The 17,377-nt window shown below is 68.3% G+C and carries 14 protein-coding genes; 6 read left to right on the top strand and 8 right to left on the bottom strand.

The features are described from left to right. Positions 1-106 precede the first annotated feature (106 nt). On the top strand, positions 107-1,450 hold the full coding sequence (locus BJP32_RS09870) for an MFS transporter (RefSeq protein WP_003165642.1): 1,344 nt from the start codon (positions 107-109) through the stop codon (positions 1,448-1,450). A 116-nt stretch (positions 1,451-1,566) separates the two neighbouring features. Here BJP32_RS09870 and BJP32_RS09865 read toward each other — a convergent pair whose 3' ends face one another. Then, complete coding sequence (locus tag BJP32_RS09865) at positions 1,567-3,744, bottom strand: malate synthase G (protein ID WP_076223935.1); 2,178 nt, start codon at positions 3,742-3,744, stop codon at positions 1,567-1,569. Between the two features lie 101 nt (positions 3,745-3,845). Between BJP32_RS09865 and BJP32_RS09860 the strand changes: the two genes are divergently transcribed. After that, positions 3,846-4,736, top strand: coding sequence for a LysR family transcriptional regulator (locus tag BJP32_RS09860; RefSeq protein ID WP_076223862.1), 891 nt, complete (start codon positions 3,846-3,848; stop codon positions 4,734-4,736). On the opposite strand, the gene BJP32_RS09855 is transcribed toward BJP32_RS09860, so the two are convergent. Next, positions 4,737-7,202, bottom strand: coding sequence for a prolyl oligopeptidase family serine peptidase (locus BJP32_RS09855; RefSeq protein WP_076223860.1), 2,466 nt, complete (start codon positions 7,200-7,202; stop codon positions 4,737-4,739). It lies immediately after the preceding gene. Between the two features lie 187 nt (positions 7,203-7,389). Between BJP32_RS09855 and BJP32_RS09850 the strand changes: the two genes are divergently transcribed. Both BJP32_RS09850 and BJP32_RS09845 read left to right on the top strand, forming a co-directional pair. Beyond that, positions 7,390-8,091, top strand: a complete 702-nt coding sequence (locus BJP32_RS09850) for a CoA transferase subunit A (protein WP_076223858.1) — start codon at positions 7,390-7,392, stop codon at positions 8,089-8,091. 5 nt (positions 8,092-8,096) lie between these two features. Continuing rightward, the gene (locus tag BJP32_RS09845) at positions 8,097-8,747 is read left to right on the top strand and encodes a 3-oxoacid CoA-transferase subunit B (protein ID WP_046653374.1); all 651 of its coding nucleotides are present in this window, start codon (positions 8,097-8,099) and stop codon (positions 8,745-8,747) included. Positions 8,748-8,842: 95 nt separating this feature from the next. On the opposite strand, the gene BJP32_RS09840 is transcribed toward BJP32_RS09845, so the two are convergent. The 6 genes from BJP32_RS09840 to flgK form a co-directional block, all read right to left on the bottom strand. Beyond that, positions 8,843-9,475 carry an ABC-type transport auxiliary lipoprotein family protein gene (locus tag BJP32_RS09840; RefSeq protein WP_046653372.1) on the bottom strand — a complete coding sequence of 211 codons (633 nt, stop codon included), beginning with the start codon at positions 9,473-9,475 and terminating at the stop codon, positions 8,843-8,845. Continuing rightward, complete coding sequence (locus BJP32_RS09835; RefSeq protein ID WP_046653371.1) at positions 9,472-10,410, bottom strand: MlaD family protein; 939 nt, start codon at positions 10,408-10,410, stop codon at positions 9,472-9,474. The genes BJP32_RS09840 and BJP32_RS09835 overlap by 4 nt, the downstream gene beginning before the upstream one ends. Positions 10,411-10,425: 15 nt before the next feature. Next, positions 10,426-11,220, bottom strand: coding sequence for an ABC transporter ATP-binding protein (locus tag BJP32_RS09830; RefSeq protein WP_003165650.1), 795 nt, complete (start codon positions 11,218-11,220; stop codon positions 10,426-10,428). Continuing rightward, positions 11,217-12,335 carry an ABC transporter permease gene (locus tag BJP32_RS09825; RefSeq protein ID WP_076223856.1) on the bottom strand — a complete coding sequence of 373 codons (1,119 nt, stop codon included), beginning with the start codon at positions 12,333-12,335 and terminating at the stop codon, positions 11,217-11,219. The genes BJP32_RS09830 and BJP32_RS09825 overlap by 4 nt, the downstream gene beginning before the upstream one ends. Before the next feature lie 204 nt (positions 12,336-12,539). Further along, entirely contained in the window at positions 12,540-13,487 is a 948-nt protein-coding gene (locus BJP32_RS09820; RefSeq protein ID WP_076223854.1) for a flagellin, read from the bottom strand. Further along, positions 13,484-15,574, bottom strand: coding sequence for a flagellar hook-associated protein FlgK (flgK, locus tag BJP32_RS09815; protein ID WP_076223852.1), 2,091 nt, complete (start codon positions 15,572-15,574; stop codon positions 13,484-13,486). Before flgK ends, BJP32_RS09820 begins: the two co-directional genes overlap by 4 nt. A 105-nt stretch (positions 15,575-15,679) precedes the next feature. Here flgK and BJP32_RS17350 point away from each other — a divergent pair, with 105 nt between their 5' ends. Beyond that, positions 15,680-15,916 carry a hypothetical protein gene (locus tag BJP32_RS17350; RefSeq protein WP_158043305.1) on the top strand — a complete coding sequence of 79 codons (237 nt, stop codon included), beginning with the start codon at positions 15,680-15,682 and terminating at the stop codon, positions 15,914-15,916. A 52-nt stretch (positions 15,917-15,968) separates the two neighbouring features. Continuing rightward, complete coding sequence (locus tag BJP32_RS17680; RefSeq protein WP_233126798.1) at positions 15,969-17,375, top strand: flagellar hook-length control protein FliK; 1,407 nt, start codon at positions 15,969-15,971, stop codon at positions 17,373-17,375. Positions 17,376-17,377: the final 2 nt, after the last annotated feature.

The following is a 17,377-nucleotide window of genomic DNA, read 5'->3' as shown; positions in this document are numbered from 1 at the left end:
ACAATCTGCCCTATCCCCTGTTCCGACCATCGGGAGCAAAGGGGCTGTTTCAACATTCTATTGTCGCGGGCGCGCGTGCGCCCCGGTTCCTGGAGCCTCATCGGTCATGAACGCAGCCAGCGGCGCGCCTTCTTCAGAGCCCCTCGAGCGGGACGCCAGCCGGATCAACGCGCGAGACGGCAAAATCGACGCGGGCGAAATCGCCATCGGCGTCATCATCGGCCGGACGTCGGAATTCTTCGACTTCTTCGTCTACGCCATCGCCTCGGTCGTGGTGTTTCCGCAACTGGTCTTCCCCTATGCGGGACCGCTGGGCGGGACGCTGTTGTCCTTCGCCGTCTTCGCCGTGGCCTTCATCGCCCGGCCGTTCGGCACCGCCCTGTTCATCGCCGTCGACCGACGCTTCGGGCGCGGGACCAAGCTGACCATCGCCCTGTTCCTGCTAGGCCTGTCGACGGTCTGCCTGGGCTTCTTGCCGGGACACGCGCAGGTCGGTCACTGGTCGGCCGCCATGCTGATCGCGCTGAGGATCGGTCAGGGCGTAGCCCTGGGCGGCGCCTGGGACGGCATGGCCTCGCTTCTGGCCGTCGCAGCGCCCGAGAAACGCCGCGGCTGGTACGCCATGGTGCCGCAACTGGGCGCGCCCTTCGGCCTGATCGTGGCCAGCGCCCTGTTCGCCTATTTCCTCAGCAAGCTGTCGGCCGCTGACTTCATGGACTGGGGCTGGCGCTATCCCTTCTTCGTGGCCTTCGCCATCAACGTGGTGGCCCTGTTCGCGCGCCTGCGCATCGTGGTGACGCCCACCTTCCAGGCCGCCTTCAAGACGCTGGAGCTGCACCCCACGCCCGTGACCAAGGCCGTGCGCGAAGAAGGCGGAAGCATCGTCATCGGCGCCTTCGCCCCCCTGGCCAGCTTCGCCATGTTCCACATGGTGACGGTGTTCCCGCTGTCGTGGGTCTTCCTCTACACGGACGAGGCGCCCAGCCGCTTCCTGATGATCGAACTGATCGGCGCCGTCTTCGGCCTGATCGCCATCATGGCGTCGGGCTGGCTGGCCGACCGCTACGGCCGACGCGCCCTGCTGGCCGTCACGGCGGCGGGCATCGCCGCCTTCTCGGGCTTCGCGCCCCAGCTTCTGGACGGCGGCCCGGCGGGCGAGCTGACCTATATGATCCTGGGCTTCATCCTGCTGGGCCTGTCGTTCGGCCAGGCCTCAGGTTCGATCGCCTCCAGCTTCAGCCTGACCAACCGCTACACGGCCTCGGCCCTGACCTCGGATCTGGCCTGGTTGTTCGGCGCGGGCTTCGCCCCGCTGGCGGCCCTGGCGCTGTCGGGCAAGTTCGGCCTGGTGGCGGGCGGCGCCTATCTGCTGTCGGGCGCCATCTGCACCCTGCTGGCGCTATGGCTGAACCGCGAACTGGCCAAGGGCCGCGCGGGCGCCAAGGCCTAGGGCTTTCTTTTTGTCCAATAAAGAAGGGGCGCGACCGGCCGGTCGCGCCCCTTTTTGGTTGCGCTAGCGCTCGGCGCGCGGCGCCTCGCTGCTTGAGCGCATATTGATGTGTGTGTTCAGCCCTGCGCCTTGGCCTTGCGGCGCCAGTGGGTCAGCAGGTGTTCAGTATAGCCGTTCGGCTGTTCCCTGCCCTTGAACACCAGATCGCAGGCCGCCCGCCACGCCGGGCCGTCATATCCAGGCGCCAGCGGGCGATAGGCCGGGTCGCCCGCGTTCTGGCGATCCACCACCACGGCCATGCGCTTCAGCGCCTCCATGACCTCATCCTCGGTCGTGACGCCGTGACGCAGCCAGTTGGCCAGGTGCTGGCTGGAGATCCGCAGCGTCGCCCGGTCCTCCATCAGGCCCACGTCGTGAATGTCCGGCACCTTGGAGCAGCCGACGCCCTGATCCACCCAGCGCACGACATAGCCGAGGATGCCCTGCGCATTGTTATCCAGCTCCTGCCGGATCTCGTCGGCGCTGGGCGTTCCGGTGGCGAACGGCGGGGTCAGCAGGGGCGTTAGGCCGGTCGGCGCGCGCGTGGCGATCTCGGCCTGACGCGCCCAGACGTCGACCTCGTGATAATGCAGGGCGTGCAGGGTCGCCGCCGTCGGCGACGGAACCCAGGCCGTCGAGGCGCCCGCGCGCGGATGGCCCGCCTTGTCTGCCAGCATGTCGCCCATGCGGTCCGGCGCCGCCCACATCCCCTTGCCGATCTGGGCCCGGCCCGACAGGCCCGCCTTCAGGCCGATGTCGACATTGCGGTCCTCATAGGCCTTGATCCAGCCGGTCTCGCGCACCGCCTCCTTGCGCACGACGGGACCGCCTTCCATCACCGTGTGGATCTCGTCGCCGGTGCGATCCAGGAAGCCGGTGTTGATGAAGACCACCCGGCCCTTCGCCGCCGCGATGCAGTTCATCAGGTTGACGCTGGTGCGGCGCTCCTCATCCATGATGCCCATCTTCAGCGTCAGGGCGGGCAGGCCCAGCATGGTCTCGACCGCGCCGAACAGTTCGTCGGCGAAGGCTGTCTCGTCCGACCCGTGCATCTTGGGCCGCACCACATAGACCGAGCCCGCCGGACTGTTGCGCGCCTCGGCCGGACGGCGCAGGTCGTGCAGGCCGATCAGGCCCGTCATGGCGATGTCCAGCAGATGCTCGGGCGTCTCGCGCCCGTGGGCGTCCAGCACGGCGTCAGTCGTCAGGTGCAGGCCGACGTTGCGCACCAGCATCAGGCTGCGCCCCTTCAGCGCCAGCCGCGATCCATCGGGCGCCGTATAGACGCGGTCCAAGTTCAGCCGCCGCTCGACCGTACGGCCGTCCTTCTGAAAATCGGCCTGAAGATCGCCGCGCATCAGGCCCAGCCAGTTGGCGTAGACCAGCCGCTTGTCCGCCGCATCGACGGCGGCGACGCTGTCCTCGGCGTCGGCGATGGCCGACAGGGCCGCCTCGACCAGCACATCGGCGACGCCTGCCAGGTCGCCGCGGCCGATGCGGTGCGCGCGATCGATGACGATCTCCAGATGCAGGCCGTTGTGGCGCAACAGAACGCCCGACGGCGCGTCGGCCTGGCCCGAATAGCCCGCGAACACATCCGCGCCCGCCAGCCCAGTCTCCAGCCCGCCGTCCAGCGTCACGATCAGGCGGCCATGCTCGACCCGATAGGCCGCGGCCTGGGCGTGCGATCCGGTCGCCAGCGGCGCCGCCCGATCCAGAAACGCGCGGGCGCGGGCGATGACCTTGGCGCCGCGTTCGACGTCATAGCCGCCCGCCTTCGGCGCCTCGCCCAGCGCATCCGTGCCGTAGAGGGCGTCATACAGGCTGCCCCAGCGGGCATTGGCGGCGTTTAGCAGGTAGCGGGCGTTGGTCAGGGGCACGACCAGTTGCGGCCCGGCCAGGGTCGCGATCTCGGGGTCGACGTTCGCCGTCTCGGCCCGCACGCCGTCGCGTTCAGGCTCGATGTAGCCGATCTCGCGCAGATAGGCCTGATAAGCGTCCTGATCCGGCTGGCCCGGATAGGCGCGGTGCCAATCGTCCAGCTTGCCCTGCAGTTCATCGCGGCGTTCTAGCAGATCGCGGTTGCGACGGCCGAAGCGGGCCAGCAGCCCCTCGACGCCGGCCCAGAAGCCTGCGGCGCTCACGCCCGTATCCGGCGTCGCCTGCTCGCGCACAAAGGCGTCCAGTTCGGCGGCGACCTTCAGGCTGCCGTGGCGGACATAGGCGTCAGCGGGAGTCTTGGGGGCGTCGAACATGGCGGTCTCCTTCATCGCCCACACTAGTCGCGTCCTGCTTCGCTATCCACGGCGAAGAAAGACGCCTATCTTTGCATAATCCGCAATGATGAGACCCCGCCATGCTGGCCGAGTATGAAATCTTCGTCCGTGCGCTGGAGGAAGGCAGCCTGTCCGCCGCCGCGCGTCGGCTGGACCTGTCGCCCGCCGTGGCCTCGCGTCGGCTGGCGCGGCTTGAGGACCGGCTGGGGGTGAGGCTGATCGAGCGCACTTCGCGCCGTCTGGCCCCGACCGAGGCCGGACGGCTGGTCTATGACCGCGCGGCGCAACTGCTGGAAGGGGTCGAGGATATGGAGGCCGTGGTGTCGCGCCGCACGACGCAGGCGCGCGGCCTGCTGCGCGTCTCGGCGCCGACCTCGTTCGGACGGCGACGGCTGGCGCCCCTGCTCCAGCCGTTTCTGGCGGCGCAGCCCCGCCTGACGCTGGAGTTGAACCTGAGCGACGCCTTCGTCGACCTGATGGCTGAGGACGTAGACGTGGCGGTGCGGATCGGCGGCTATGAGGCGGAGAACCCGCTGATGCATCGCCTGGCGCCGAACCGGCGGGTGCTGTGCGCCTCGCCCGCCTATCTGGCCGAGCACGGCGCGCCGGACAGTCTGGACGACCTGCGCCGCCACGCCCAGCTGGCGGCCGAGAACCAGTCGACCTGGCGGCTGGAAGGCCCCGAAGGCCCCGTCGTCTTTCGCGCCCGCAGCCGGGTGCGGACCAACTCAAGCGAAGTGGCGCGCGAACTGGCGCTGGCGGGCGCCGGCGTGGCCCTGCGCTCGACCTGGGACGTCGGCGACGAACTGCGCGACGGGCGGCTGAAGGTGGTGCTGCCGCAGTATGCCGGATCGTCGGACGTGGCGATCTTCGCCCTGACGGCAGGCCGGGCGCGGGCCGAAACCCGCGTCCGCGCCTTCATCGACTTCCTGTCCGGCCTCTATGGCGAGACGCCGGAGTGGGATCGCTGACTACTCCTGAGAAGCCGCCGTCGTCGGCTTCATCCAGCGATCCAGCCAGGACGCCATTTCATACAGGGTGTGGCCGACCGATTCCCGCGCGCGATAGCCGTGGTCCTCCTTGGGCAGGACGACATAGCGCGCCGTCGCCCCATTGCCCTTCAGCGCGGCGTAGAAGCGTTCCGTCTGGATCGGGAAGGTGCCGGAGTTGGCGTCCGCCTCGCCGTGGATCAGCAGGATCGGCTCGTTCACCTTGTTGGCGTAGGTGAAGGGCGACATCTCCGTATAGGTCTCGGTCGCCTCCCAATAGGAGCGCTGCTCGGCCTGGAAGCCGAACGGCGTCAGGGTGCGGTTATAGGCGCCTGAGCGCGCGATGCCCGTCTTGAACAGGTCGGTGTGCGCCAAGAGGTTCGCCGTCATGAAGGCGCCGTAGCTGTGGCCGCCGACGGCGATCCGCTCCCGTTCCGCCACGCCCAGAGCCACCACGGCGTCGACCGCCGCCTTGGCGCTGGCCGACAGCTGCTCGATGTAGGTGTCGTTCGGCTCGGCCCCGTCGCGGCCGATGATCGGCATCGTCGGGTTGTCGAGAATGGCGTAGCCCTGGGTCAGCAGGAACAGGTGGCTCGATCCCGACGGACGCACGAAGCGGTTGTCGGTGTCCACGACCTGACCCGCCACGGCGGCGTCGGTGAACTCGGCCGGATAGGCCCACATCAGCAGCGGCAGCGGGCCGTCGCGATCCTTGTCGTAACCGGCGGGCAGATACAGCGTCCCCGACAGCTCCACCCCGTCGTCGCGGGTGTAGGTGATCAGCTGGCGCGTGGCCCCGGCCAGTTGCGGCGCCGGATCGGGGAAGTTCGTCAGTTGGGTGACGCCGCCGTCCAGATCACGCACGCGCAGGTTGGCCGGATCGGTGCGGCTTTCGCGATAGGTGACCAGCTTGCGGCCCGCCTCGTCCAGCACGCCCACGACGCTTTCATACTCGCCCTGGGCCGAGCGCCAGACGCGTTCCGTCTCGCCCGTATTCAGGTCCATCAGGTCGAGGAAGGGATAGGCGCCCTCGCGCGTCGCCCCGTCGCCCTCGACGAAGACCTTTGAGCCGTCGGCGTTGAAGCGCATGACCGAACGGCCGCGCGCGTTCGGCTCGGTCACGACCGAGCCCGGATCGTTGTAGCGATCCTGATAGTTGCGATCGACCAGGACGCGGCCCGCGCCGGGGTTCGACGGATCGACCAGGGTGCGCGTCTCGTGCCGGGTGTTGAACCAGCGGCTGTTGACGATGGCGGCGTCGTTCCGGCCCCAGGTCGTTCCGGCGTAGCGTTCCTTCAGGTCGGCCAGGGTCTGCACCCGGTCGTTGAAGGGCGCGCGCAGCATGAAGACGCGGTCGCGCACCTCGGCGGCGTTGCGCGGGTCGCCGCCGTCCTGAGCCTCGGCCCAGACCAGGGTGGCGTCGGCGTCGGCCCGCCACTGGACCGCGCGCGGCCCCGGCGCCACGGCGTCGAACGGCGTCGGCACATTGTCGCGCAACGGCAGGTCGGCCACGCGGTGCACCTGGCGCCCGTTCATGTCGGTGACGATGACGTCCGAGGGGAACAGGCTGGCCGGCACGACGTAGGAATAGGGCTTCTTCACCCGCGTCTGCAGGATGTAGCGCCCGTCCGGCGAGGTCGAGACGCCCAGGATGACGCCCGGCTGGCCCACCGAGCGCGCGCGGCCGTTCAGCGACACCACGGTCGGCTGACTGGTGAAGTAGTAGTCGAACAGGGCCTCGTCGCCCACGTTGGACAGCAGATCCTGATAGGTCCGCACCGGGGCGGCGCGGCCGCCCGTCTCGGTGATGATCGGGCCTTCCGGCGGATGATCGACGTTGGGCGCCAGGCCGCGCCCGGCCGGAACCGCCAGGACCAACAGGCCCGAGGAGTCCGACAGCCAGGAGAAGCCCGAACCCGCCGCCGCATTGACCATCGGCCCGTTCAGCTTGCGCGCCTTGGCCTGGGCGACATCGGCGGTCCAAAGCTCCAGCCCGTTGGGCGCATTGACCAGGAAGGCCACAGCCTGGCCGTTCGGCGCCCAGCTGACATTGGTCAGGCGCGCATTGGCGGGCAAGCCCGTCACCGGGCGCGCAGGCCCGCCGTCGACCGCCTGGAAGCTGAGCCCCGTCAGCCAGGAGACGCGGCTGTTGGCCGGGCCGTTGTTCTTGGGATTGATGCGATAACCCGCCAGCCGCAGCATCGGCTCGGCCAGTTCGGCGATGGCCGGCAGGTTGGAGCGGTCGGTCAGCAGCAGGGTCTTGCGGTCGGGGCTGACGCTGACGCCCGGATTGGGCTTGGCGTCCAGAATCTGGGCGATCGGCGACGGCGGTTGGTGATAGGTCGGCGCGGCGTCCTGGGCGACCGCTGCGACCGGCAGGGCCAGGGCTGGAACGGCGGCGGCGAGCACCAGGGCGGGCAAGGCGGCCCGCAAGAGATGATGGCGCATGGATTTTCCCCACTGAGACGAGTCTTATGTGGCGCTAGGTGTGAGACCCCTGCGGTCCAGGGTCAACCGTCAGGCTTGTCACGCCATGCCTTCCCCTGCGTCGCGCTTGCCGCTTGCTCCACTTCCCGGCCCGCTTTAAGGACGGAGGAGACCACGATATTCATCAGTTGGTGAAAAAGGGAGTCCGATGGGCAAGATTTACGCTGACGTGAAGTCCGCGCTGGAGGGGCTGACATTCGACGGCATGACCGTCATGTCCGGCGGCTTCGGCCTGTGCGGCATTCCCGAAAACCTGATCGCAGGCTTGCGCGACACGGGCGTGAAGGGTCTGACCGTCATCTCCAACAATGCGGGCGTGGACGGCTTCGGCCTGGGCCAGCTGCTGGAGACGCGCCAGATCGCCAAGATGATCTCGTCCTACGTCGGCGAGAACAAGGAGTTCGAGCGCCAGTACCTCGCCGGCGAGCTGCAGCTGGAGTTCAACCCGCAGGGCACCCTGGCCGAGCGCATCCGCGCGGGCGGCGCGGGCATCCCGGCCTTCTTCACCGCCACCGGCGTCGGCACCCTGGTCGCCGAGGGCAAGGAAGTGCGCGACTTCGACGGCCGCAAATACGTCATGGAGACGGGGCTGGTCGCCGACCTGGCCATCGTCAAGGCGTGGAAGGCTGACGAGCGCGGCAATCTGGTGTTCCGCAAGACGGCCCGCAACTTCAACCCGATGATGGCCACCGCCGGCAAGGTGACGGTCGTCGAGGTGGAGGAGATCGTCCCCGTCGGCTCGATCGACCCCGATCACATTCACACGCCGGGCGTCTATGTCGACCGCCTGATCCAGACCGTGTCCGAAAAGCGCATCGAACAGCGCACCGTCCGCAAGCGGGAGGCTTGATCCAAATGGCACGTACTCGCGAACAACTGGCTGAACGCGCCGCCAAGGAGCTGCAGGACGGCTTCTATGTGAACCTGGGGATCGGCATCCCGACCCTGGTGGCCAACTACATCCCCGACGGCATGATCGTGACCCTGCAGTCGGAAAACGGCATGCTGGGCATGGGCCCCTTCCCCTATGAGGGCGAGGAAGACCCCGACCTGATCAACGCCGGCAAGCAGACGATCACCGAAATTCCCGAGAGCAGCTATTTCAGCTCGGCTGACAGCTTCGCCATGATCCGCGGCGGCCACATCAATCTGTCGATCCTGGGCGCCATGGAAGTGGCCCAGAACGGCGACATCGCCAACTGGATGATCCCGGGCAAGCTGGTGAAGGGCATGGGCGGGGCCATGGACCTGGTCGCGGGCGTCAAGCGCGTGGTCGTGGTCATGGAGCACGCCAACAAGCACGGCCAGTCCAAGGTGCTGAAGGCCTGCACCCTGCCGCTGACCGGCACGGGCGTGGTCAGCCGCATCATCACCGATCTGGCGACCTTCGACGTCAAGGCGGACGGTTCGGGGCTGGAGCTGATCGAACTGGCCGACGGCGTCACGCTGGACGAGGTCGCGGCCAAGACCGAGGCCGAATACACGGTGGCGGCGGGCGTAGGCTGAACCGCCCTCGCCCCTCTGTAAAAACACAAACCCCGGCGACCGCGAGGCCGCCGGGGTTTTTCATGTCTTCCTTCTCCCCTTGAGGGAGAAGGAATTTAGTCCCGGGTCGCCTGGAAGCCCTGCTGGTCGGTCCAGAGGACGATCTGACGGCTGGTCTCGGCCGTGGCGCGGTCAAAGGCGGCGACGATGGCCGACTGGCGGTTCACGCCTGCGTTCTCGCTGACCGTGATGCGGTCCTCGGCCACGATCGAACGATCGCCCGGCCGGACCAGACGCAGCAGCACGACAATGGTCGCATCCGGCACGGCACCCGGCGCGACGTAGGACGCCTCGAACCGGCGCACGTCCACGCTCAGCAACAGCCCGTCGCGCGTCAGCGGACCGCTGCTCAGCACGGTGCATGTCCCGCCGTCCAGAAAGGCGTTGCGCAGGGCTTCCTCAAACAGGGTCTCGGCCGGAGACACCCAGCGCGCGCCCTTGATATAGGCCGCCTCGGTCCCCGTCACGGCCAGGATGCGGTCGCCGCGCGCCGCTTCGGGAAAGTCCACCCGGCGCATGGAGACATGGACATCCGGGCAGGCCGAGGTCGCGCCCGTTCCGGCATAGGCCGAGGCGCCCCCGAAACGATACAGCTGAACCGGGTCCGGCGTCGCCAGCACCGCACACCCCGACACGGCGCCCGCAAGGGCGGCGCAGGCGGCGACGGTCATCAGTCGGTTGCGGATCATGGCTGCACCTCGATTTCCTTGGACGGCGCCTTGGCGATGAACTCACGCGGACTGTCGCGCACGTTGTCGATCAACGACTGCAGCGAGCGGGTCGCCCGATCCAGCTGGCGAATGGTGTCGTTCAGCTGCGGCACGGTCTGCGTGCCGAAGTCGCCCAGCGGCCCTTCCAGTCCGGTCGCCGAACGGTTGATCGAGGCGATGGCGGCCTGCGCCTCGCGCGTCGCCTGGTTGATGTTGGCGATGGCCTGCTTGCCGTCGGTGTCGACCATCTGGCGCGCGCTGGCGCCCAGGGCCTGATATTCGCCGACAGCGGCGTTGGCCTTGGTGATGGTCTCTTCAAGCTGTTGGAACATGCCCTTGCGGGCCTCCAGTTCGGCGGTCAGGGCCTCGACGTTCTTCACGCTAGTCGAGAAGCTGCGGATGTTGTCGTCCGACATCACGCGGTTGATGCGGTTCAAGGCGTCCACCGTCTGGGCCAGCACCGTGCCCGATCCGCTCAGCAGTTCGGCGATGGGGCTGGGCTGGCTCTGGATCACCGGCACGACGTTGTCCGGATACTGGTCCTTCAGCAGCGGGCTGTCCGGGGCGCCGGCGGTGATCTGGATGTAGTTCAGGCCGGTGATGCCCTGCGGCTCCAACTGGGCGCGCGAGGTCACGCGCACCGGCGTCGTGCCGTTCAGCCGCACGCGGGCGATGACCTGATCGCCCTTCTTCGGATCCAGGTTCAGATTGGTCACTTCGCCGACGCGGATGCCGTTGAAGTGGACCTCTCCCCCCTCCGACAGGCCGCGCACCGGGCCGTAGAAGACGATGTCGTAGACGTCGAAATCCTTGTTGAACTGCAGCCGCGCCAACCAGATGGTGAACACCGCCAGCGCCAGCAGAAGGGCGACTGTGGCGATGCCGACGGCGGCGTAATGAGCGTCTCTTTCCATCGTTTCGCGTCCTCCTCAGGCCGCGCTCTTATGGGCGGCGCGTCCGCGCGGCCCCAGGAAGTATTCCTTGATCCAGGGGTGGTCCGAGCGTTCCAGCTCGGCGACCGGCGCCTTGGCCACCACATGCTTGTCCGCCAGCACGGCCACCTGGTCGCAGATGGCGTAAAGGCTGTCGAGATCGTGGGTGATCATGAAGACCGTCAGCCCCAGATCCTCCGACAACTGGCGGATCAGATCGTCGAACGCCGCCGCCCCGATCGGGTCCAGCCCGGCAGTCGGCTCGTCCAGAAAGACCAGTTCGGGGTCCAGCGCCAGGGCGCGGGCCAGGCCGACGCGCTTGCGCATCCCGCCCGACAGCTCGGCCGGCTTCAGATAGAGGGCCTCGGGCTTGAGGCCCACCATGGCCACCTTCATCTCGGCCAGCTCGCGGATGGTCGTCCTGGACAGATCGGTGTGCTCGACCAGGGGCGAGGCCACATTGTCCAGCACCGTCAGCGACGAGAACAGCGCGCCCTGCTGGAACAGCACGCCCGTGCGACGCTCGACGGCGGCCGCTTCCTGCTTGGTCATGGCGCTGCGGTCCTGCCCGAACAGGCTAACCTCGCCGCCTTCCGGCTCCTTCAGGCCGATGATGGAGTTCAGCAGCACGGTCTTGCCGGTGCCCGACCCGCCGACGACGCCCAGCACCTCGCCGCGCATCACGTCCAGATCCAGATCCTGATGGATCACCCGCTCGCCGAACTGGCTGAGCAGGCCCCGCACCTGGATGACGGCCTCGCGGTCGTCGGGTTTGCGCGTCTCGGCCGTCATATTTTCAGCTCGATGAAGATCAGGGCGAAGACGGCGTCCAGCAGGATGATGGCGAAGATGGCCTGCACCACCGCCGCCGTCACCCGGCGCCCCAGGCTCTCGACGTCGCCCGCCACCGACATGCCCTGGCGACAGCCGATGGCCGCGACCACCAGGGCGAAGACCGGCGCCTTGATCAGACCGACCATCATGTGGGTCGGCATATAGCCGTCCTCGACCAACCGCTGGAAGAAGAAGGCCGGTCCCAGGTTCAACTGGCTCCATGCCACCAGGACGCCGCCCAGCAGCCCCCCCACCATGGCCAGGAAGGTCAGCAGCGGCAGCATGACCAGCAGCGCCGCCAGACGCGGAATCACCAGGGCCTGAAAGGGGTCGACGCCCATCACCTTCATGGCGTCCACCTCCTGCGTCATGCGCATCGAGCCGATCTCGGCGGCGAAGGATGAGGCCGAACGGCCCGCCAGCAGCACGGCGGTGATGACCACGGCGAACTCACGGAAGACGGCGACGCCGATCAGCTGCACCGTGAAGACCCCCGCCCCGAACTGGGTCAGCAGGTCCACGCCGATGAAGGCCACCACGGCGCCGATGAAGAAGTTGGTCACCACCACGATCGGAATGGCGTCCAGGCCGGTGCGTTCCGCCTGGCTGAACCAGGCGGCCCAACGAATGCGGCCGGGGTGCTTCAGCGTGGTCAGCACCGCCGCCATCAAACGGCCCAGGAAGGCCAGGGACAGCATGGCCTCGGCGCCGAAATCATAGACCCCGCGGCCGACCTTGGCGAAGCTGCGCGTCATGGGGGCCGAGCGGCGCGGCGGCTCGGCCGTCATGCAGTCCAGCTTGGCCACCATGCGATACAGGCGCCCGGCTTCGGGGCGTACGGACCAGGCGGATTCAGGGATGGGCCGGCTCATGGCCTGGGCCACGGCCAGGGCGCCGGCGGTATCGAAACGGCCCAGGTCGTCCAGATCCAGCGCATTCACGGATCGACCGTCCAGCTCGGCCTTCAGCCGATCACCCATCCGACCGACGGCGACGGTCGACCAGTCGCCGGCCAACCGCAAGCGCGTCTGGCCGTCCTGGCTTTCATCAATCTGGAAGTCCGCCCGATTCATGAATCCGACACTGACACAGGCCCGCCCGTACGCATACGCCGCTTAAAGCTCTGCTTTTCGCGCTGTGTCAACGACTGATGACTCCCGATCTCTTCCGGCGTTGCTCGACACACGCCAAGGCCCGCGCGTCACGGCGCAGCTTTCAGAACGTCGACCAGCTATTTTCGTTCAGCGGGCCGCGCCGAACGCAATCTCGGAAACGACCTAGCGCAGATAGTCGAGCAGGGAGACCTGGCGAAGCTGGCTGACCACCTGGGCCGAGGCCTGCAGGGAGATCTGCGCCAGTTCCAGTTCGGTGACGGCTTCGGCCATGTTGGCGTCGGTCTTGCCGGACAGGATGGTGTCGATCGAAATCTTGCGCGCCTCCTGGGATTCCAGCAGGCGGTCGACGCGGTTCTGCATCCCGCCGTTGGCGGCCTGCAGCTCCACCATCCCCTTCGCCGCCGCCTCGAAGCGACCCATCTGAGTGGTCAGGAAGGCCTTCTGAGCGTCCGTCATCTTGCCGTCCAGCGGCGTCGTCTGATGCTCCAGCTGGATGTCGCGGAAGATGGCGAACAGCTCCGATCCCATGGCGTCGGCCAGGAAGCCCGTGTCCATCGAGACGTTCTCGTCCAGCCAGGACGACTGCTTCAGCTGGTCGTTGTGGAAGGCGGCGCTCTCATCGGGCAAGGCCGCCAGCTTGGCCATCATGCTGGCCCCAGGCTGACCGGGAATGTCGGGCAGATCCACCGGCGCGCGATCAGTGACCCCGCCGCCAAACAGATACTTGCCCTGATGCTTCATGTTCAGCCCGTCCTGAGCCTCCATGAACAGACTGTTCAGCGTCCCCATCAGGGTGTCCATCCGCCCGGCGGCGATGGCGTCGGCGATGGCCTGACGCGCCGCCGTCGAGGCGTCTGCGACCCGATCCATCGCCAGATCCTGGGTCTCCAGCCGAGCCGTGACGGTCTTGTTGGTGTCGATGAAGGTCTGGATGCGGGTCTGGCTGGTCATCAGCGCGCTGACCGTCTCGGAGCCTCGGCCGAAACCGACCAGGTCCGTGGCGTTCTTCTTGGTGTTCACCTTCTGCTGGGCGTCAGCCATGCGCGACTGGGCCGACATCAGGTCAAGCAGGGCCGACTGATAGTTTCCGTAGGTCGAAACGCGGGTCATCGCACCATTCCCAGCAGGATGTCGTACATGTCCTTGGCCGCCTGAACCATGCGGGCCGAGGCGTTAAAGGCTTGCTGATAGGTCGTCATCAGCACCAGTTCCTCGTCCAGGTTGACCCCTTCGACCGAGACGCGGCGCGCCGTCGCCTCCTTGGCCAGGGCCGTGGCGCTGACGGCGTTGTTCTTGGCCATGGCGGCCCGACTGCCGATCTCGCCCGACAGTTCGGATGCATAGCGCGCCAGCGACATGGAGCCGCCCGCCGCCCCGCCCGCCGCCGAGAAGGCAGCGGCGTTCTCGCCTGCGCTGGCCAGCAGGCGCGCGCCGCGCGCGTCGTTCTTGCTGACCACGGCCGCGCCGACCCCGCCCGTCGCGTCGGCCTTGGCGAAGGCCATCAGGGACGGGTCGCGGGCGACGTCGGCCCGGACCGAAAAGGCGTCGGCTCGCGAGGCGCGCGCGCCGCCCAGACCGAACAGCTCGCTCATCGACACGTTCGAGGGAACCTGGGTGGTGCGGTCCTGCAGCACCGACAGGTTCGCGCCCGAGCCGGGTCGCGGCGTGAACGTCATTTCGCCCGTCGAGCTGAGGCTGAACGTCCCCATCCGCCCGGCGCCCGTCATCGGATCGTTCAGCGCGGCCAGCAGGCTGGTCATGTCGCCGCCCGCAGGCACCGCCACCTCGATGTCGCGCAGTTTGGCGCCCGCCGCGTCGCTGAAGCGGAAGGTGATGGTCTCGCCGGGCGTGAAGCCGTGCTGCGACGCGCCCGTCATGCCCGTTTCATAGATCGCCGGCTGCGCGCTGGTGATCAGGTCGTTCAGGCCGAAGAAGTGCGAAAAGCCTCGCCCGCCCTTGTTCGAGGGCGCGGCCGGATCGTCGACCACCACCACCCCCGTGCCGGGCGCGCCTTCTATCTTCAGACGCCCGTCGACGAAGCTGGCGCTGCCGTTGGCCCCCAGCTGGGCGTTCAGGTCGGCCAGGAAGGTCGCCGGATTCAGCGTCGCCAGGTCCAGGTCGATCTTCTGCAGGGCTACGCCCTGGTCATTGGTGATGACGATGGAGGTGCGGCCGGTGAAGCCCTGCAGGGCGGTCTCCAGCGACTGCCCGATGTTGCGGCCGGTCAGGCTGTTGGGCAGCGGCGCGGCGGATGAGGCGTTGTGCGCCCGGTTCAGTTCGTCGGCCAGACGCGACATCAGTTCGGCCAGGCGCTCGGCCGTGGCCGGCGCCTCGCCGTCGCGCAGCTCCAGCAGCCCCTTGATCTCGCCCGAGCCCAAGCCTTCAGCCAGGGAGCGCGCCTTTCCGGCGGGGGGCTCGATGACCATGACCTCGTTGAACACCGTCTCGGCCGAGACGGCGCCGGCGCGCACATAGTCCAGCTTGGCCGCCCCCTGCCCCGCCAGCAGGATGCCGGCGCCGGTGCGGATCTCGACCCCGCCGACCGCACGGCCGGTGATGCGAACGTCCATCAGGCCCGACAACTGATCGATCAAGGCCGCCTGAGCCGTCTGCGCGCCCGAGGAGTCCGCATTGATCACCGTGGCCTTGGCGATCTCGACGTTCAGCTTCTCGATCTGCTCCAGCAGGCTGTTGGCCGTCTCGACCGCACTCTTGATGCGGGCGTCGGCGTCTTCGCGCACCGACTGAATCTGGCTGTTGATGCGGGCTGCTTCATCGAACAGGGCCTGCGTCTTCCAGATGGCGTCCTGGCGAGCGGGGCCGGAGGTGGCGTTCTCGGCCGAAGCGGCGAAGGCGGCGAAGACGCTGTCGATCTGCGAAAAGAAGCCGCTGTTTGAGCCCGGATCGCCGAACATCGACTGGATGCGGTCATACAACTCATAGCGCACCGTCTGACGGCCGGCGTCGGCGCTGGCGTTCAGGCTGGCGGCCTGCAGGAAGCGGTCGGTGGCCAGACGGATGCGGGCGATCTCCACCCCCGCGCCGACGCCCTGACTGGCCCAGGACTGCTGGTCGGCGATCTTGCGGACATAGCCGGGCGTGTTGACGTTGGAGACATTGTCCGAGACCACCCGCAGCTGCGTCTGGGCCGCATTCATGCCCGAGGTGGCGATGTTCATGATCGAGTTGAGGGACATCAGACGTCTCCCACGCCGGAGCGCACGGGACGGCCGCTCGGCAAGCCTTGCAGGCAAGCGAGCAAATCTTGCCCGGCGAATTGAGCAGGTCTTCTGACCATCTCTTTGAATTTCCTCGACATCGGCGTTCAGCCCCTGTGCATTCGTCAGCAAGAGAGGCAAGCGACGGGCCAAGTCGAACGGCGCCGCCCGCGCCCGGCAAAAAGCGACAAGCGCGGCAAGATGCGCCCGGCGTCACGTCGCTGCAACGGCGACCGAAAACTCAGCAATACCATTACATTTCAACGTATTAAGCTCGACACCTACACTTGGCCCAAGGCTTGCGAAGACCCTGCCGAATGACCCAGGCGCAGCAGGCGCCGCCCCTCACCGACCGAAAGCGCCTGCCGCCCGCATGTCCGCCGTCAGCCTCATGTCCGTCCTGACGCCCGCCGCCCCCGGCGGCGCCAGCGTCGACGCCTCCGTCGAGGCGGCGACGGACAGCGCCGTCTTCGCGGACCTGATGCTGAAGGAAGAGACGCAGGCCGCGCCGCCCGTCGTCTCGGTCGTCCCGGTCGCCCAAGCGTCCGAAACCACCGCCCTGATCGAGGCCGCTCCGGTCGAGCCCGCAAAGGACGACATCGCCGTCGCCCCGGCTCCGCCCGCCTGGTTCGCGCCGCCCCCGCCGGTGCAACAGACTGCGGCGCCGACAGCCCCTGCCGATCCGACGGCGCCGACGACCGAAGCGACTCCTGTTGTCGCCGCCGCGCCGTCTCCCGCTCCGTCGGCCGTTTCTGAGGCTGTAGAGGCGGCTCCCATCGCCCCGACCACCGAACCTGCGGTCGCCGCCACCGCCACCGCCGCCACGGCTGCGCCCGTCTCAGCCGCGACGCCCCCCCCTGCAACCATATCCGCCGCCCTCAAGGCGGCGCTCCCCGCTGTCTTTGCCCAGCCGGATGCGGCGCCGGAACCTCCGTCAACCGAGAGCGACGAGCCGTCGGACGCGCCGCCGCCGTCGCGCCCTGGAGCGGCCCTTCCTGCACAGGACGCCGCCCTACTAGGCGTGACCGGCTTCCGGTCGGGCGCGGGCGAACGGCTGGCCTCGGCGCGAGAAGCGATACAGGCGGCAGCCACATCGACAGGCAACGCCGAAGCGACCGCCAACCGACCCGCCCAGGCCGACGCTCCCATTGATGCTGCAGCGTCAGCGCCCGCCGCCCGCCCGGCCGTTGCGCCCGCCTTGGCCGAAACGCCGGCGGCGGCGGCCGTCGCCGCGCCCCCAATCGACGGCGAAGCCCCGGCCGCGCCGCAACAAGGCGCCGTCGAAGCCCCCTCTCAGGCGTCGGGCGCTCAACGCGATCTGGGTCTGTCCCAGCTGTCGCGCGCCACGGTCGAGACCACGGCCCAGATCGCCGCCCAGATCATCAAGAAGCTGGACGGCCGCTCGACCCGCTTCGACATGGCCCTGACGCCCGAAGGCCTGGGCCGCGTCGACGTCAGTCTCGAGATCGAGTCCGACGGCCAGGTCACGGCCCGGCTGGCCTTCGACAATCCGGCGGCGGCCGCCGACCTGCGCGCCCGCGCCGACGAACTGCGTCGTCAGCTTCTGGACGCGGGGCTGCAGCTGTCGCGTGACGACCTGGAGTTCGCCGAGCGCGATCCTTCGTCCGGCTTCGGCGGCGGCGCGTTCGAGCGCCAGCCTGACCGCCGCGCCTTCTCCGGCGCCGCCCGCCTGGCCGCCGAGGCCGATTCCGTCGTTTCGCCGCCCAGCGCCTGGACGTCCCTTTCCCTGACGCCTGACCGCGTCGATCTGAAGGTCTGATC

Source organism: Brevundimonas sp. ZS04 (genome assembly GCF_001956865.1).
Taxonomy (GTDB): Bacteria; Pseudomonadota; Alphaproteobacteria; order Caulobacterales; family Caulobacteraceae; genus Brevundimonas; species Brevundimonas diminuta.
This window is presented reverse-complemented; position numbering and strand designations above follow the sequence as displayed.

What these genes read in the sequence shown, in the direction of transcription:
- BJP32_RS09870 (WP_003165642.1), top strand. Translation starts at nt 107, where the DNA reads ATGAACGCAGCCAGCGGCGCGCCTTCTTCAGAGCCCCTCGAGCGGGAC.
- BJP32_RS09865 (WP_076223935.1), bottom strand. Translation starts at nt 3,744, where the DNA reads ATGTTCGACGCCCCCAAGACTCCCGCTGACGCCTATGTCCGCCACGGC.
- BJP32_RS09830 (WP_003165650.1), bottom strand. Translation starts at nt 11,220, where the DNA reads ATGACGGCCGAGACGCGCAAACCCGACGACCGCGAGGCCGTCATCCAG.
- BJP32_RS09855 (WP_076223860.1), bottom strand. Translation starts at nt 7,202, where the DNA reads ATGCGCCATCATCTCTTGCGGGCCGCCTTGCCCGCCCTGGTGCTCGCC.
- BJP32_RS09860 (WP_076223862.1), top strand. Translation starts at nt 3,846, where the DNA reads ATGCTGGCCGAGTATGAAATCTTCGTCCGTGCGCTGGAGGAAGGCAGC.
- BJP32_RS09820 (WP_076223854.1), bottom strand. Translation starts at nt 13,487, where the DNA reads ATGACCCGCGTTTCGACCTACGGAAACTATCAGTCGGCCCTGCTTGAC.
- flgK (WP_076223852.1), bottom strand. Translation starts at nt 15,574, where the DNA reads ATGTCCCTCAACTCGATCATGAACATCGCCACCTCGGGCATGAATGCG.
- BJP32_RS09835 (WP_046653371.1), bottom strand. Translation starts at nt 10,410, where the DNA reads ATGGAAAGAGACGCTCATTACGCCGCCGTCGGCATCGCCACAGTCGCC.
- BJP32_RS09825 (WP_076223856.1), bottom strand. Translation starts at nt 12,335, where the DNA reads ATGAATCGGGCGGACTTCCAGATTGATGAAAGCCAGGACGGCCAGACG.
- BJP32_RS09840 (WP_046653372.1), bottom strand. Translation starts at nt 9,475, where the DNA reads ATGATCCGCAACCGACTGATGACCGTCGCCGCCTGCGCCGCCCTTGCG.
- BJP32_RS09845 (WP_046653374.1), top strand. Translation starts at nt 8,097, where the DNA reads ATGGCACGTACTCGCGAACAACTGGCTGAACGCGCCGCCAAGGAGCTG.
- BJP32_RS17680 (WP_233126798.1), top strand. Translation starts at nt 15,969, where the DNA reads ATGTCCGCCGTCAGCCTCATGTCCGTCCTGACGCCCGCCGCCCCCGGC.
- BJP32_RS09850 (WP_076223858.1), top strand. Translation starts at nt 7,390, where the DNA reads ATGGGCAAGATTTACGCTGACGTGAAGTCCGCGCTGGAGGGGCTGACA.